General features: G+C 68.7%; 13 protein-coding genes. 6 read left to right on the top strand and 7 right to left on the bottom strand.

Going from position 1 to position 15425, the window contains the following annotated elements; all coding sequences use genetic code 11:
* Positions 1-295: 295 nt before the first annotated feature.
* Positions 296-1126 carry a class I SAM-dependent methyltransferase gene (locus AC4GY7_RS03315; protein ID WP_491111974.1) on the top strand — a complete coding sequence of 277 codons (831 nt, stop codon included), beginning with the start codon at positions 296-298 and terminating at the stop codon, positions 1124-1126.
* A complete protein-coding gene (locus AC4GY7_RS03310) occupies positions 1123-1758 on the top strand; it encodes a glutathione S-transferase family protein (protein WP_491111973.1) in 636 nt (211 codons plus the stop codon). The genes AC4GY7_RS03315 and AC4GY7_RS03310 overlap by 4 nt, the downstream gene beginning before the upstream one ends.
* Here AC4GY7_RS03310 and AC4GY7_RS03305 read toward each other — a convergent pair.
* On the bottom strand, positions 1755-3071 hold the full coding sequence (locus AC4GY7_RS03305; RefSeq protein WP_491111972.1) for a dicarboxylate/amino acid:cation symporter: 1317 nt from the start codon (positions 3069-3071) through the stop codon (positions 1755-1757). The two genes, AC4GY7_RS03310 and AC4GY7_RS03305, sit on opposite strands and share 4 nt — an antisense overlap.
* A 73-nt stretch (positions 3072-3144) precedes the next feature.
* On the opposite strand from AC4GY7_RS03305, the gene AC4GY7_RS03300 reads away from it, so the two are divergent.
* From AC4GY7_RS03300 to alaS, 3 genes are read left to right on the top strand one after another with little or no spacing between them, the layout of a single operon-like run.
* Entirely contained in the window at positions 3145-4404 is a 1260-nt protein-coding gene (locus tag AC4GY7_RS03300) for a M24 family metallopeptidase (RefSeq protein WP_491112084.1), read from the top strand.
* Positions 4401-5102, top strand: coding sequence for a phytanoyl-CoA dioxygenase family protein (locus AC4GY7_RS03295; protein WP_491111971.1), 702 nt, complete (start codon positions 4401-4403; stop codon positions 5100-5102). Before AC4GY7_RS03300 ends, AC4GY7_RS03295 begins: the two co-directional genes overlap by 4 nt.
* Positions 5103-5114: 12 nt before the next feature.
* Positions 5115-7775, top strand: coding sequence for an alanine--tRNA ligase (gene alaS, locus AC4GY7_RS03290; RefSeq protein WP_491111970.1), 2661 nt, complete (start codon positions 5115-5117; stop codon positions 7773-7775).
* Positions 7776-8046: 271 nt separating this feature from the next.
* Here alaS and AC4GY7_RS03285 read toward each other — a convergent pair whose 3' ends face one another.
* The 6 genes from AC4GY7_RS03285 to yaaA all read right to left on the bottom strand — a co-directional run bounded on the left by AC4GY7_RS03285 (position 8047) and on the right by yaaA (position 13840).
* On the bottom strand, positions 8047-8631 hold the full coding sequence (locus AC4GY7_RS03285; protein ID WP_491111969.1) for a hypothetical protein: 585 nt from the start codon (positions 8629-8631) through the stop codon (positions 8047-8049).
* Positions 8632-8729: 98 nt separating this feature from the next.
* Complete coding sequence (locus AC4GY7_RS03280; protein ID WP_491111968.1) at positions 8730-9083, bottom strand: DUF952 domain-containing protein; 354 nt, start codon at positions 9081-9083, stop codon at positions 8730-8732.
* On the bottom strand, positions 9080-11884 hold the full coding sequence (gene gyrA, locus AC4GY7_RS03275; protein ID WP_491111967.1) for a DNA gyrase subunit A: 2805 nt from the start codon (positions 11882-11884) through the stop codon (positions 9080-9082). Before gyrA ends, AC4GY7_RS03280 begins: the two co-directional genes overlap by 4 nt.
* 121 nt (positions 11885-12005) lie before the next feature.
* Complete coding sequence (locus tag AC4GY7_RS03270) at positions 12006-12299, bottom strand: hypothetical protein (RefSeq protein WP_491111966.1); 294 nt, start codon at positions 12297-12299, stop codon at positions 12006-12008.
* 114 nt (positions 12300-12413) lie between these two features.
* On the bottom strand, positions 12414-13103 hold the full coding sequence (locus AC4GY7_RS03265) for an SDR family NAD(P)-dependent oxidoreductase (RefSeq protein ID WP_491111965.1): 690 nt from the start codon (positions 13101-13103) through the stop codon (positions 12414-12416).
* Entirely contained in the window at positions 13100-13840 is a 741-nt protein-coding gene (gene yaaA / locus AC4GY7_RS03260; RefSeq protein ID WP_491111964.1) for a peroxide stress protein YaaA, read from the bottom strand. The genes AC4GY7_RS03265 and yaaA overlap by 4 nt, the downstream gene beginning before the upstream one ends.
* Positions 13841-14006: 166 nt before the next feature.
* Here yaaA and AC4GY7_RS03255 point away from each other — a divergent pair, with 166 nt between their 5' ends.
* Positions 14007-15308 carry a hypothetical protein gene (locus tag AC4GY7_RS03255; RefSeq protein ID WP_491111963.1) on the top strand — a complete coding sequence of 434 codons (1302 nt, stop codon included), beginning with the start codon at positions 14007-14009 and terminating at the stop codon, positions 15306-15308.
* Positions 15309-15425: the final 117 nt, after the last annotated feature.

Below are 15425 nucleotides of genomic sequence, written 5' to 3'. Positions count from 1 at the left end.
ATTTCGACGGGGACGTGCCGTAAACTTTGGCAACTTCCGCGCCGTCGAGCGCCGGATGCCGGTAGTCGAAACCATTCCGCTGGCATCGGGCTCAGCCTCTCTCTTCCCCGCCGCAGGGCTATGGCTTGAGCGGCGAGGGGTTGCAGATGGTGTTTGTGAGGAGAGGAATTCCCGCACAGCCCCCGTCACCCCGGACGTGTTCCGGGGTCCACCGCGCCACGACCGTAAAGCTTTCGGCGCTTGGCGCGCCGTGGACCCCGGAACACGTCCGGGGTCAGCGACAGGAGACACGACCATGACGACCGCCAGCGACTGGAGTGCCCGCGTCGGCAGCGTCTGGGCAGAGGAGTGGCGGCGCACCGATCGCGCCTTCGCCGGCCTCGCGCCGCATCTCGACGCCGCGATCCGCGCCGCCGCACCCGCCGGCGCCTTCGCCGCGCTCGATATCGGTTGCGGCGCGGGCGCGACCGCAGCCGCGCTGGCCGCGACGCATCCGCAGGCGACCGTCACCGGCGTCGATCTCTCGCACGACCTGCTCGCCGTCGCGGCCGATCGCCACCGCGACCTGCCCAATCTCGCCTTCCGCCATGGCGACGCGCTCGACACCGCCGCCGCGCTCGCGCCGATCGACCTCCTCGTCTCGCGCCACGGCGTCATGTTCTTCGCCGATCCCGTCGACGCCTTCGCACGTCTCCACGCCGCGACGGCGGCGGGTGGCACGCTGGTGTTCAGCTGTTTCGCCGCCGTCGCCGACAATCCCTGGGCGACGCTGGTCGCCCCCATGCCCGAATCGTCGATCGATTACGCGCCCGGCCCCTTCGCCTTTGCGGACCGACGCGCGGCGGGCGCCATTCTGGCGGAGGCGGGGTGGCGGGACGCACAGGCGCAGCTCGTCCGTTTCGCCTATCGCGTGGGGGAGGGGGACGACCCGGTGGCGGACGCCTTCGCCTTCCTCGCCCGCATCGGCCCGGCCGCGCGCCTGCTGCGCGATGCGGCCCCGGCAGACCGCGCGGCGCTGGTGACCCGCCTGCACGACGCCCTCGCCGCGCAACGAAATGGCGGGGTTATCGATTTCCCCGCAGCAGCGTGGATCTGGACCGCGCGGGCAACAGGGGAACTCCGATGATCATCGTCCACCATCTCGAAAACAGCCGGTCGCAGCGCGTGCTGTGGATGCTGGAGGAACTCGGCCTCGATTATCAGATCAAGCGCTACGAGCGCGACAGGAAGACGATGCTGGCGCCGCCCGAGCTGAAGCGCGTCCACCCCCTCGGCAAGGCGCCGGTGATCGAGGATCTCGACGCTGACGGTGGCCGGGTGATCGCGGAAACCGGTGCGATCGTCGAATATCTGGTCGAAAAGGCGGACGGTCGGCTCGGCACGCCGGCGCATCGCGATGCGGCGCTGCGCTACCGGTTCTGGCTGCATTATGCCGAGGGATCGATGATGCCGCCGCTGCTGCTCAAGCTGGTGCTGAGCCGCGTACCGCTGATGGGCAAGGCGGCGGTGAAGCGCATCCAGCCGATGATCGACGTCCATCTCGACTATGTCGAATCGGAACTGGCGCAGCGCCCCTGGTTCGCCGGCGATGCGATGACCGCCGCCGACGTGATGATGAGCTTCCCCATCGAGGCGGCGCGCAGCCGCGCCGGCCTCGACGCCTCGCGCCCGGCGACGATCGCCTGGCTCGAGAAGATCCACGCCCGCCCGGCCTATCAGGCCGCGCTCGCCAAGGGCGGGCCCTATGCCTATGCCTAGTGGCGGAAGCTCGTCGCCGGCGGGATCACCGGCGCATGGCCGGCGGCGCCCACGCCGATCTCGACCGGCTCGCGCGGGTCGAAGCCGCCCTCCCACTTCGCCACCACCGATGCGGCGACGGCGTTGCCGATCACGTTGGTGGCGGTACGGCCCATGTCGAGGAAATGGTCGATCGCCAGGATCAGCAGCAGCCCCGCCTCCGGAATGTCGAACACGGGCAGCACCGCGGCGATCACCACCAGGCTGGCGCGCGGCACGCCGGCGATGCCCTTGGATGAGATCATCAGGAACAGCAGCATCGCGATCTGCGTGCCCAGCGGCATGGCGATGCCATAGGCCTGGGCGATGAACAGCGAGGCGAAGGTCATGTAGATCATCGACCCGTCGAGGTTGAACGAATAGCCGAGCGGCAGCACGAAGCTGGCGATCCGCGGCGGCACGCCGAACCGGTCGAGCGCCTCCAGCATGCGCGGATAGGCGGCTTCGGACGAGGCGGTGGTGAAGGCGACGAGCAAAGGTTCGCGGACGTAGCGGATGAGGTCGCGGATCCGACGGCCGACGATTAGGAAACCGAGGCCGAGCAGCACCGCCCACAGGACGAGGAGCGCGAGATAGAAGCTGCCCATGAAGAAGGCGAGCTGCCCGATCACCCCCGCGCCGCGCTCGGCGAGCGTCGCGGTCACCGCGCAGAACACCGCCACCGGCGCCACGCGCATCACGTAGTCGGTGATCCGCAGCATGACGGCGACAAGGCCTTCGACGGCGCGGATCAGCGGCCGGGCCGGCTCGCCGACCGCGGTGATCGCGACGCCGACGAAGATCGAGAAGACGACGATCTGCAGGATCTCGTTGGTCGCCATCGCCTCGACCATCGATGCCGGCACGATGTGGGTGATGAACTTGTCGAGGCTGAAGGCGGCAGTAGCGACCCCGGCATCGGTGCCGGCCGGCGGCAGCGGCAGGTTGATGCCGACGCCCGGCTGGATCAGGTTGACGAGGATCAGGCCGAGGCCGAGCGACAGCAGGCTGGCGCCGACGAACCAGCCGATCGCCTTGGCGCCGACCCGGCCCAGCGCGGCGGTGTCGCCCATCTGGGCGATGCCGCTGACCAGCGTCGCGAACACCAGCGGCGCGATGATCATCTTGATGAGCCGCAGGAACACGCTGGTGCCGATCGAGAAATAGCCCGCGATCCCCTTCAGCCGCGCCGCCGCCTCCGGCGTGCCGTCGTCCAGCCAGCCGTTGATCGCCAGCCCGGCGACGATGCCGAGCAACAGCCCGATGACGATGAACACGGTCAGCCTCTTGGCCATGCATTACACTCCCAAACTCGTCCGCCAGCGAAGGGGATTGCGGCCGCCGGGTCAAGCGCCGTATCGCTCGGCGATGGTCTTCTCGCCTTCCCGCCGGGCGCTGCTCGGCGCTGCCGCCGCGCTGCCGCTGCTTCCCTCCGCGGTGCTGCGCGCCGCCGAACCGGACCTGTCGGCCCTGTCCGACATCACGTCCGGCGCCAAGCCGATCGATGCCGCGGAGCGGGCGGCGCGGCTGGGCCGGGCGCAGGCGCTGATGCGGGCGAACGGCTTGGGCGCGGTGCTGATCGAGCCGGGATCGTCGATGATCTATTTCACCGGGGTGCGCTGGGGCCGCAGCGAACGCCCGACGCTGGCGGTATTACCGCGGGAGGGCGAGCCGCTGATCGTCACCCCCTTCTTCGAAGAGCCCTCCGTCCGCCAGTCGCTCGCCGTGCCCGCAGAGGTGCGCGTCTGGCAGGAGGACGGCAACGCGCTGTGCATCGTCGCGGACTGGCTGAAGGAACGCCGCCTCGATCGGCTGCCGATCGGCATCGAGGAGACGGTGCGCGTCTTCATTCCCACCGATCTCACCCGGTTCGCCCCCGAGGCGCGGCAGGTGAGCGCCAATCCGGTGGTGCGCGGCTGCCGCATGGTGAAGACGCCCGCCGAGATCGCGCTGATGCAATGCGCTACCGACGTGACGCTCGCCGCCTATCGCTGGCTCGCGCCCCGCGTAGAGACCGGCATGACCGGCGCGGAGATCGGCGCGCTGATGACCGTGGCGACGCGCAAGCTCGGCGGCGATCCCGAATTCGCGCTGGCGCTGATCGGCCCCGCCGCGGCGTTGCCGCATGGCAGCCGCGAGGTGCACCGGATCGCACCGGAGCAGATCCTGCTGATGGATTGCGGCTGCACCGTGCAGGGCTACCAGTCCGACGTGTCGCGCACCTGGGTGCCAAAGGGCCGCGCCACCGCCGATCAGCGCCGGGTGTGGGATCAGGTCGCCAGGGGCCAGCAGGTCGCGTTCGCCGCCGCGCTTGTCGGCGCCACCGCGGGCAGCGTCGACGATGCCGTCCGCTGTTTCTACACGGGCCTCGGCTATGGTCCCGATTACCGGCTGCCCGGCCTGTCGCATCGCACCGGGCACGGCATCGGCATGGACGGCCACGAACCCGTCAACCTCGTCCGCGGGGAGACGACGCGGCTGGCGCCCGGCATGTGTTTCTCGAACGAACCCGGCCTGTACCTGCCGGGCGCATTCGGCGTGCGGCTGGAGGATTGCTTCCACATGACCGCCGAGGGGCCGCGCTGGTTCAGCACGCCGCCGCGCTCGATCGACGCGCCGCTGGGATGAAGGGGCAATTGGCATCCGCCGGTTTCGCCCCTTGGCCGGATCGACTCGACGGGTCGGCACTCGCCGAACTCGCCGCTCTGTTCGGAACGCTGACGGACAGCCGGCCCGGCGCGCGTATCGATCCGACGTTGTGCCGCCACCTCGGCGCGCTGGCGGCGATCGCGCCACAGGTTCGCGATCTGCTCGGCCCCGCGGCGCGGCCGGTGCGCGCCTTGCTGTTCGACAAGCGTGACGGCGCCAATTGGGCGCTCGGCTGGCATCAGGATCGGACGATCGAAGTGGCCGAGCGGATCGACGTGCCGGGCTATGGCCCGTGGACGATCAAGCAGGGGCGGCCGCATGTCGCGCCGCCGATCGCGCTGTTGGAGGGCATGCTGACGGTGCGCATCCATGTGGACCCGGTGCCTGAAGATAACGCGCCGCTGCTCGTCGCGCCGGGCACGCACCGGCTGGGGCTGATCGCCGAAGAGGCGATCGAGCGAATCGTCGCGCGACATGGCACGGCGTTCTGCCTCGCCGAGGCGGGTTCGGTGTGGTTCTACGCGACACCGATCCTGCACGCATCGGCACGATCGACGGCGGGCGGCCATCGCCGGGTGCTGCAACTCGACTATGCCGCCGTCGATCTGCCCCGTGGCCTGCGCTGGGCGGCGGATGGTCCGACAACGGTGCTTGAGGGCGCTGCCACTCTCGCCTAAGTCGCTTGGCCTATGATCTCGACCAACGACATCCGCCGCGGCTTCCTCGACTATTTCGCGCGCGCCGGGCACACGATCGTGCCGTCCGCGCCGCTGGTGCCGCAGAACGACCCGACGCTGATGTTCGTCAACGCCGGCATGGTGCCGTTCAAGAACGTGTTCACCGGCCTCGAAAGCCGGCCGTACAGCACGGCGACGTCCTCGCAGAAGTCGGTCCGCGCGGGCGGCAAGCACAACGACCTCGACAACGTCGGCTATACCGCGCGGCATCACACCTTCTTCGAGATGCTCGGCAATTTCTCGTTCGGCGATTATTTCAAGGAACAGGCGATCCACCACGCCTGGACGCTGCTGACCGAGGTGTGGGGCATACCGGCCGAAAAGCTGACCGCCACCGTCTACCACACCGATGACGAGGCCTACGGGCTCTGGACGAAATACCTGCCGGAAGAGCGGATCATCCGCATCGCGACCAAGGACAATTTCTGGGCGATGGGCGACAGCGGGCCGTGCGGCCCGTGCTCGGAGATCTTCTACGATCACGGCGACCATATCTTCGGCGGTCCGCCGGGCAGCCCGGACGAGGATGGCGACCGCTTCGTCGAGATCTGGAACCTCGTCTTCATGCAATATGAGCAGGAGGCCAATGAGATCGTCGGCGAACTGCCCAAGAAGTCGATCGACACCGGCATGGGGCTGGAGCGGATCGCTGCGGTGCTGCAGGGTGTCCACGACAATTACGACACCGACACGTTCAAGGCGCTGATCGCCGCCTCCACCTCGCTGACCGGCACCGATGCGGAGGGGCCGCGCAAGGCGTCGCACCGGGTGATCGCCGATCACTTGCGCTCGTCGGGCTTCCTCGTCGCCGACGGCGTGCTGCCGGCCAATGAAGGTCGCGGCTACGTGCTGCGCCGGATCATGCGCCGCGCCATGCGTCACGCGCACCTGCTCGGCGCCAAGGAACCGTTGATGCACCGGCTGGTACCGGCGCTGGTCGCCGAGATGGGCGCCGCCTATCCCGAACTCGTCCGCGCGCAGCCGCTGATCGAGGCGACGCTGCGCCAGGAGGAGACGCAGTTTCGTAAGACGCTGGAAAAGGGCCTCAAGCTGCTCGACGAGGCGACGCAGGGCATGGCCGCCGGCGACACGCTGGCCGGCGAAACCGCGTTCAAGCTCTACGACACCTTCGGCTTCCCCTATGATCTGACCGAGGATGCGTTGAGGGCGCAGGACCTGCACGTCGACCGGGCCGGCTTCGATGCGGCGATGGCCGAGCAGAAGCGCGCCGCGCGTGCCGCGTGGAAGGGGTCGGGTGCCAAGGCGTCCGACGATCTGTGGTTCGACATCGCCGAGGAAACCGGCTCGACCGAATTCATCGGCTATAGCGCCGACGTCGGCGAGGGCGAGGTACTGGCGCTGGTCAAGGACGGCGCGCGGGTCGACGCGGCGACCGCCGGCGACACGGTGGCGATCATCGTCAATCAGACGCCCTTCTACGGCGAGAGCGGCGGTCAGGTCGGCGACACGGGCACGATCACGACCGATGCCGGACTGACCGCGCACGTCGGCGAGACATCGAAGCAATTGGGCCGCGTCTTCGTCCATCATGCGACGATCGAGAGCGGATCGATCAAGGTCGGCGATGCGGTGAAGCTGGCGATCGACGTCGCCCGCCGTGCGCAGATCCGCGCCAACCATTCGGCGACGCACCTGCTGCACGAGGCGCTGCGCCAGCGGCTCGGCACGCACGTGGCGCAGAAGGGCTCGCTGGTCGCGCCGGAGCGGCTGCGCTTCGACGTGTCGCATCCCGTCGCGATGACGGCAGCGGAACTCGCCGATGCCGAGGCTGCGGTCAACGCGCAGATCCGCGGCAACGGCAGCGTCACCACCCGGCTGATGACACCGGACGAGGCGATCGCCGAAGGCGCCATGGCGCTGTTCGGCGAGAAATACGGCGACGAGGTCCGCGTCGTGTCGATGGGCACGGAGGACGGCGGCGAGACCTACTCGATCGAGCTGTGCGGCGGCACCCATGTCAACGCGCTGGGCGATATCGGCCTGTTCAAGGTCGTGGGCGAAGGTGCGGTGTCGTCCGGCGTCCGCCGGGTCGAGGCGCTGACCGGCGAGGCGGCGCGGGCGTATCTGACCGCGCGCGACGAACGGCTCCGCGAAGCGGCGACCGCGCTCAAAACGACGCCCGACGACGTGCCGGCGCGCGTCGTCGCGCTGCTCGACGAACGGCGCCGGCTGGAGCGGGAGCTTGCCGAGGCGAAGAAGGCGCTGGCCATGGGCGGCGGCGCAGGCGGTGCGGCGACCGGTCCGGAACAGGTCGGTGACATTGCCTTCATCGGCCAGGTGCTCGACGGTTTCGAAGCCAAGGGCCTGCGCGGCGCGGTGGACGATGCCAAGCAGCGGCTCGGCGGCTCGGGCGTTGCGGTCATGGTGGCGGTGAACGACGGCCGCGCCTCGGTGGCGGTCGGCGTCACTGACGACCTGACCGGTCGGCTGGGTGCGGTCGACCTGCTGCGGCGCGCGGTGGCCGTGCTCGGCGGGCAGGGCGGCGGCGGTCGGCCCGACATGGCGCAGGGCGGTGGTCCGGACGGGGCCAAGGCGGCCGATGCGGTCGATGCGGTGCGTCAGGCGCTGGCGGAGGCAACGGTCGCCGCGTGAGGGGACTGCTCTGCCTGTAAACGTCCCCTCTGCGGGGCGTGTGGTTCATGGCGTCACATGAACCCGGAGGTCACCCGAACCGTTCGTGCCGAGCCTGTCGAAGCACAGGCGAAACCCAGGCCCTTCGACAAGCCCAGGGCAAACGGTGCGTTTGGGTCAACCTCGCATCGAGAGAGATGACCCAGGTAGAGCGCGCGTGGGACGAGCCTTTCAACAGCCCCGATGCACATGGAGAGGGTAGCGGGTGCATCGCCCGCCACCCTCCACACGATTACTTGGTGGTACCGGCGTTCGCGCCGGCACTGGCCCCGGCGGTCGCCGCAGCCAACTGATCCGCGGTGATGCCGACGACCACCTGGCCGCTCGGATTGACGCTGAAGCCCTTCACCGGCAGCTTCACGTCACCCTTGGCGGTGGTCAGGGTCACGAATTGCGCATCGGCGGCCTTGATCGTGCCCAGCGCCGCACCCTGCATGCCGGTGACCGCCGTGCCCGGCGTCAGCTTGGCGGTGACGGCGGCCTGCGCCTGCGCCTGCGAGGCTGCGACCGCGGCATCCAGATCGGCCTTGGTCATCGCCATCGCGAAGCCCTTGTCCGTCTTGCCGATCGAGGCGGGGGGCACCGGCACCTGCGCCGATCCGGTGTTGAGGACGATCGCCTGCGGGGTGATGCTGGCAACGGTGCCCAGCGCGACGCCGGCGCTGTCATAGATCGTCGCGCCCACGGTCGGGGCGGTCGCGGTGGCCGTTGCGCTCGCGCCGGCGGCGGGGGCCGCAGGAGCCGTTTGGGCTTGCTGTGCCAGAGCCGCGGCGGGCACCATCATCAGGCTGCCGATCGTCAGGGCCAGGGTACGCATCAAGATATCTCCATCTCTTCGTCGTTGTGACAAAGTAACGATGGGGCTCGCCATGCGGTTCCGCCCGTCATTCTCGGCGAGCGGAGCCCTGGACAGGATCAGCCGGTAACGGGCAAACGTACTGTCCCGTCTTCGCCACGTTCCAGCGGTGAATAGGCGACCAGCGTATCCAGCCGCAATGGCTCGTAGAGGTGCGGGAACAACTGGCCGCCGCGCGATTCCTCCCACTTCAACGATGCGGCATAGCTGCCGAGGTCAACCGCGGCGACGTGCAGATCCTCCTGCCCCGCGAAATGCTTGTCGACCGTCTCGGTCAGCTGCGCGGCGGTCGACAGGTGGATGTAGCCATCGGCGAGATCGATCGGCGCGCCCGCGAAGCGGCCGTCGTGCTCCAGCGCGGCCATCTGTTCGCCGGTCAGCACCTTGTACGCCGTCGTCGGCATTTCGCTCATGCGTCGTCCTCCCCGCTTTCGTCGACCTGCTCGTCCAGCGTCTGCGGGCCGGTGCCGTCATCCACCGTCAGCGCGTCGTCCGACGGCGCCACCGTTGCTTCGGCACGTTCCTCGGCGACCAGCGCCTCCGCCTCGTTCTCGGGCTCTTCCTCTTCGTCGATGCGGGCGGCGGAGACGACATGCTCGTCCTTGGCGACGCTGAACAGCGTCACGCCCTGCGTGTTGCGGCCGGTGACGCGCACGTCGCCCACCGACATGCGGATCAGCTTCGCCTGATCGGTCACCAGCATCAGCTGCTCGCCGGAATGGGCGGGGAAGCTCGCCACCACCGGTCCGTTGCGGCCGGCGGAGACGATGTTGGTGATGCCCTGGCCACCGCGGTTGGTGCGGCGATATTCATAGGCCGAGGTACGCTTGCCATAGCCGTTGGCGGTGACGGTGAGGATGAACTCCTCCGCCGCCTCGAACTCCGCCATGCGGTCTGCGGAGAGCGTCATCTCGCGATCGCCCTCCTTCCATGGCGCGGCCTTCAGATAGGCATCGCGTTCCTCGGTGCTGGCGGCGAAGCCGCGCAGGATCGACAGGCTGATGACCTCGTCGCCACTGGCGAGGCTGACGCCGCGCACGCCGGTGGAGGTGCGGCTCTGGAATTCGCGCACGTCGGTGGCCGCGAAGCGGATCGCCTTGCCGGCCTGCGTGGCGAGCAGCACGTCGTCGGTTTCGGTCAGCAGCGCGACGCCGATCAGGCGGTCGTCGGAACCCTCATCGAAGCGCATCGCCAGCTTGCCGTTCGACGGGATGTTGGCGAAGGCGTCCATGGCGTTGCGGCGGACCGTGCCGTTGGCGGTGGCGAACATGACGTGCAGTTCGCCCCAGCGCGCCTCGTCCTCAGGCAGCGGCAGCACGGTGCTGATCGTCTCGCCGGGCGCGAGCGGCAGCAAGTTGATCATCGGCCGGCCCCGCGTCGCCGGGCCGCCTTCGGGCAAGCGCCACACCTTCTTGCGATAGACCTTGCCGTGGTTGCTGAAGAACAGCACCGGCGTGTGCGTCGAGGTGACGAACAGCGAGGTGATCGCATCCTCGTCCTTCGTCGCCATGCCGGCGCGACCCTTGCCACCGCGCTTCTGGGCGCGGAAGGCATCGAGCGGGGTGCGCTTGATATAGCCCTGCACGGTCACGGTGACGACCATGTCCTCGCGCTCGATCAGATCCTCGTCGTCGATGCCATCGGCAGCGGCGGCGATCTCGGTCTTGCGCGGGGTCGCGAAGATGGAGCGGACGTCGATCAGCTCCTCGCGCATTACCTCGTACAGGCGGGCGCGGTTGCCGAGAATTTCCAGCAGTTCCGTGATCGACGCGGCGAGCCCCTTCAGCTCCTCGCCGATTTCGTCGCGACCCAACGCGGTCAGGCGATGGAGCCGGAGGTCGAGGATCGCGCGGACCTGCACGTCCGACAGCGTATAGGTGTCGCCGCTGCGATCACCCTCCACCGCCTCGACGAGGCTGAGGTAGGGGGCGATCTCCGCGATCGGCCAGGCGCGGGCGAGCAACGCGGCACGCGCTTCGGCCGGGCTTCCCGAACCGCGGATGATGCGGACGACCTCGTCCAGGTTGGTGACCGCGATGACGAGGCCGAGCAGGATGTGGGCGCGGTCGCGCGCCTTGTTCAGCTCGAACTTCGAACGCCGCGTGATGACCTGTTCGCGGAACTGGACGAAGGACTGGATGATGTCCTTGAGGTTCAGCGTCTCCGGCCGGCCGCCGCGGATCGCGAGCATGTTGGCGGGGAAGGACCCCTGCGCCGGCGTATGCCGCCACAGCTGGTTCAGCACCACCTCGGGCGTCGCATCGCGCTTCAGGTCGATGACGATGCGCACGCCTTCGCGGTTCGATTCGTCGCGGATATCGCTGACGCCCTCGATCCGTTTGTCTTTGGCGGCCTCGGCGATCTTCTCGACCAGCGCGTTCTTGCCCTGCTGGTAGGGGATGGCGGTCAGGACGATGGATCGCCGGTCGCCGCGCCCTTCCTCGATTGTGTGGCGCGAACGCACGATGATCGAGCCGCGGCCGGTCTGGTATGCGGAGCGCGCGCCCGCCTTGCCGAGGATGATCGCACCGGTCGGGAAGTCCGGCCCCGGCACGATCTCCATCAGTTCTTCGATCGTGATCGCGCCATTGTCTATGTACGCGAGGCAGGCGTCGACCACTTCGCCCAGGTTGTGCGGCGGGATGTTGGTCGCCATGCCGACCGCGATGCCGCCCGCGCCGTTGACCAGCAGGTTGGGGAAGCGCGCCGGCAACACCTGCGGCTCGCGCTCGCTGGCATCGTAGTTCGGCTGGAAATCGACGGTGTCCTTGTCGAGATCCTCCATCAGGTAATTGGCCGATCGCGCCAGGCGCGCCTCGGTATAGCGCATCGCCGCGGGCGGATCGGGGTCCATCGAGCCGAAGTTGCCCTGGCCGTCGATCAGCGGCAGCCGCATCGACCAGTCCTGCGTCATGCGCGCCAGGGCGTCGTAGATCGCGGTGTCGCCGTGCGGGTGGTATTTACCGATCACGTCACCGACGATGCGCGCGGATTTGCGGTAGGGTCGGTTGAAGAAGAAGCCGCTTTCCTGCGCGGAGAACAGGATGCGCCGGTGCACCGGCTTCAGGCCGTCGCGCACGTCGGGGAGCGCGCGCGCGACGATGACGCTCATCGCATAGTCGAGGTAGCTCGACTTCATCTCGTCGACGATGGAGATCGTCGAAATGTCCCCGGGATGGGAGGGGGGTTCGGCGAGGGCGGTCTCGTCGGCCAAGGTCTACGCTTTCGGATTGTTACAGATGTGTGCCGTTCATGTAGGCACGTCCGCAGCGAAAGTCACGCGCGCGTACGCCCATACGCGCGCGTGAGGGTGGCGAGCCCGGGACGGGGCGGCCCTACTTTCTGCAGGCCGCCTTGTTGGCATTGCCGGCCTTGCCGCAATCGTAGGTGACGGTCTTGCCGGTGCTGGTCTTGGTGGTGACGAGCTTGCCCCGGGGCGTCGCCACCGCGGCCTTGGTGGTGGTGCGCGTCGTCGTGGTCGGCTTGCCGATTGCGGGCCTGGTCGTCGTGGTGGTCCTGCTGGTCGCGACGGTCTTTGCCGTGGTCTTCGGCGCAGCCTGCGCGAGGGCGGCCGAACCGCAGCACAGCGACGCTGCGGCGAGGACGGCGAGGGGCAGGGACTTGGTCATGGCATCATCTCCACCTGTCACGGCGCGCACGTCGCGCCGGCTGCATAGGGGGATGCGCCTGTCATGCTGACGGACCGATGGCCGGAAGATGACGATTGCGTCACCTTCTCCGCTTCAGGGAGTGACCTCTTTTCCCTCGAAATCGAACAGCTTGCCACTATCGGGCACCTTCAGCCCATCGATCACGTCGAGCAGCTGCGAGGCGGCGCGATCGGGCGTGAAGAGCGTGCCGGGGCGGACGTTCGCCTGGAACGGCTTGGACAGCGCGGTGTCGACGGTGCCGGGATGCAGGCCGACGACGATGGACCGGTCGTTGCGTCGCCGCTCCTCGATGGCAAGCGTGCGGACCAGCTGGTTCGCCGCCGCCTTGGCCATGCGATAGCCGTACCAGCCGCCGAGCTTGTTGTCGGAGATGCTGCCCACCCGCGCCGAGAGGATCGCAAAGACGGTGCGGCCCTGCTTCGGCATCAGCGGCAGCAGGTGCTTGGCGACCAGCGCCGGCCCGATCGCATTGACCGCCAGCGTGCGCGCGAGCCACGCGGGATCGAGGTCGCGATAGGCCTTTTCCGGCCCCTGCGCGCCATCGTGCAGCAATCCGGTCGCGACGATCACCAGCGCCGGCGCCGGGCCGGCGGCGATGCGGGCCGCGGCGGCAGCGATGCTCGTCTCATCCTCGATGTCGATCGGGTCGGTGCCGCTGCGCGACAGCGCGTGGATGGTATCGAACGTGCCTTCGTCGGTCAGCGCCTCGACCAGTGCGCTCCCGATTCCGCCCGACGAGCCGACGACGACCGCCGCACTCATCGCGCGAAGCGCCATTGCGTGTCGGTGCTGGCACCGGCATCGAAGGCATAGCCGTCGCTGTCGAAGCCCCGCATCGCGTCGATGTCGGTGACGCGATGCTCCACCATCCAGCGCGCCATCATCCCTCGCGCTTTCTTGGCGTGGAAACTGACGAAGCGTTCGCCATCGCGGAAGTCGACGGCGACGACCCGCACGTCCGCCGGCAACTGCCCCGCGACCGCGGCCCAATATTCCTGGCTGGCGAGGTTCAGCACCACGCCCGTGCCCTCGGTCGCCACGTCCTCGGCCAGCGCCTTGGCGATACGGTCGCCCCACCAATCGGTCAGCTTCTGGCGCCGCGGTGCCCAGCGCGTGCCCATCTCCAGCCGGTAGGGGCGCATCAGGTCGAGCGGGCGGAGCAGGCCGTACAGGCCGGACAGCAGCCGCAGGTGATCCTGGGCAAAGGCGACCGCCTCCTCCTCCAGGGTGCGGGCGTCGAGGCCGGTATAGACGTCGCCGTCGAACGCGAACATCGCCGGCCGCTCCGGCGCCTCCGGAAAGTCGCGGAAGCGATCGGCATTGAGCTTCGCCAGCGCCGGCGAGATGTGCATCAGCTCCGACAGCTTCTTCTGCGTCAGGTGCGAGGCCGCCGCGGCCAGCGTCGTCGCCTCCGCGGCGAAGCGCGGCTGCGTCGGCGCGAGGTCGGGCAGTGCGGACTCATAGTCGAGCGTCTTGGCGGGGGAGAGGACGGCGATCATCGCCGTTCCGGTAGACGGGGCGGCCCGCGCGTTCAATCGCCGTTCAGCGCGGGGCGCACATCGTCGGCCATTCCAATGGCTTTGCTTGAACCGTCCCCGGCGGACCGTTAGAGCGCCGCGAACGTTAGCGGCAGCGATGCCCCCACTTGTTGGAGAGAGAGTTAGCATGAAGACCCTTTCGAAGCTCGCGCTGGCCGCGGTGTTCGCTACCGGTGTCAGCGGCCTGGCGATCGTCGCGCCCGCGGCGGCCAAGAAGGAAGAGCAGGCGCAGCCCGGCTTCAAGCTGAGCAAGCCGGTGCAGGCCGTCGCCTTCCAGGCGCAGGAGGCGATCAAGGCGCGCAACGTCGCCACCGCCGAGCCGCTCGTCGCGCAGATCGAGACCGCGGCGACCACCGACGACGACAAATATATCGCCGCCGCGCTCCGCTACGACCTCGAGAACACCAAGCTGCTGCTCGCGCAGACCGCCAATCCCAAGGCGCCGCTCGACGAGACGACGCTGGCCAAGCCGCTCGACGCGCTGCTCGCCGCCAAGAGCACGCCGGCGGCCGATCGCGGCAAGTACCTCTTCCGCCGTGGCCAGCTCGCCTACAACAGCAACCAGTTCCCGGTGGCGACGCAATATTTCACCCAGGCGAAGGAAGCCGGCTATTCCAGCCCCGATTTCGACCTGCAACTCGCCAAGGTGAAGGTGCAGGCGGGCGATACGTCGGGCGGCCTCGCCGATCTCGACCGCTACATCACCGCGCAGAAGGCGGCGGGCCAGGCCGTGCCCGAGGCCTATTACCGCTTCGCCATCGCGACCGCCAACAACAAGAAGATGGCGCCCGAGACGCTGGCCTGGATGCAGAAGTATGTCGCCGCATTCCCGAATGCGAAGACGTGGCGCGACGTCATCCTCACCTATGCGGCCGGCCAGCCGAGCCTGCCGGGTGACAAGGCTCAGATGACCGACGTCTATCGCCTGATGCGGGCGACGGGTGCGATGCCGGACCAGGCGAGCTACGAGGATTACGCCAAGAACGTCTACGACAAGGGCAATCCCTACGAAGCGGCGGCGGTGCTGAAGGAAGGCATGGCTTCGGGCAAGATCCCGGCGTCGAGCACCTTTTCCAAGGGGCTGCTGACCGCGGCGAACAATGCGGTGAAGGCGGAAGGTTCGCTCGCCGGCAGCGAGAAGAAGGCGCTGGCCTCCGCCGACGGCAAGATCGCCGCCGCGACGGCGGACGCCTATCTCGGCCAGGCCAATTACGCCAAGGCCGCCGAACTGTATCGCGCAGCGCTGAGCAAGGGCGGCGTCGATGCCAACGAGGTGAACACCCGCCTCGGCATCGCGCTCGCCCGTTCGGGCGACAAGGCGGGTGCGCAGACCGCGTTCGCCGCCGTGCAGGGCACGCCCCGCGCCGGCATCGCCGCGCTGTGGAACACCTGGACGCAGGTCGGCGCGACGCCCGCCCCCGCGGCCTGACGCTTCGGCAACGATCCAGAGAGGGCGGTCCGGCAACGGGCCGCCCTTTTCGCATAGGCGGTGGAGCGCACGCTTACGTCGGACTGTTCATGCCGGAACCAACGCCGGCATCCCGTC

It is taken from the genome of Sphingomonas sp. SP5 (assembly GCF_058313455.1).
Note: the sequence above shows the minus strand (reverse complement) of the source record. Positions and strands in the feature narration are given on the sequence as shown.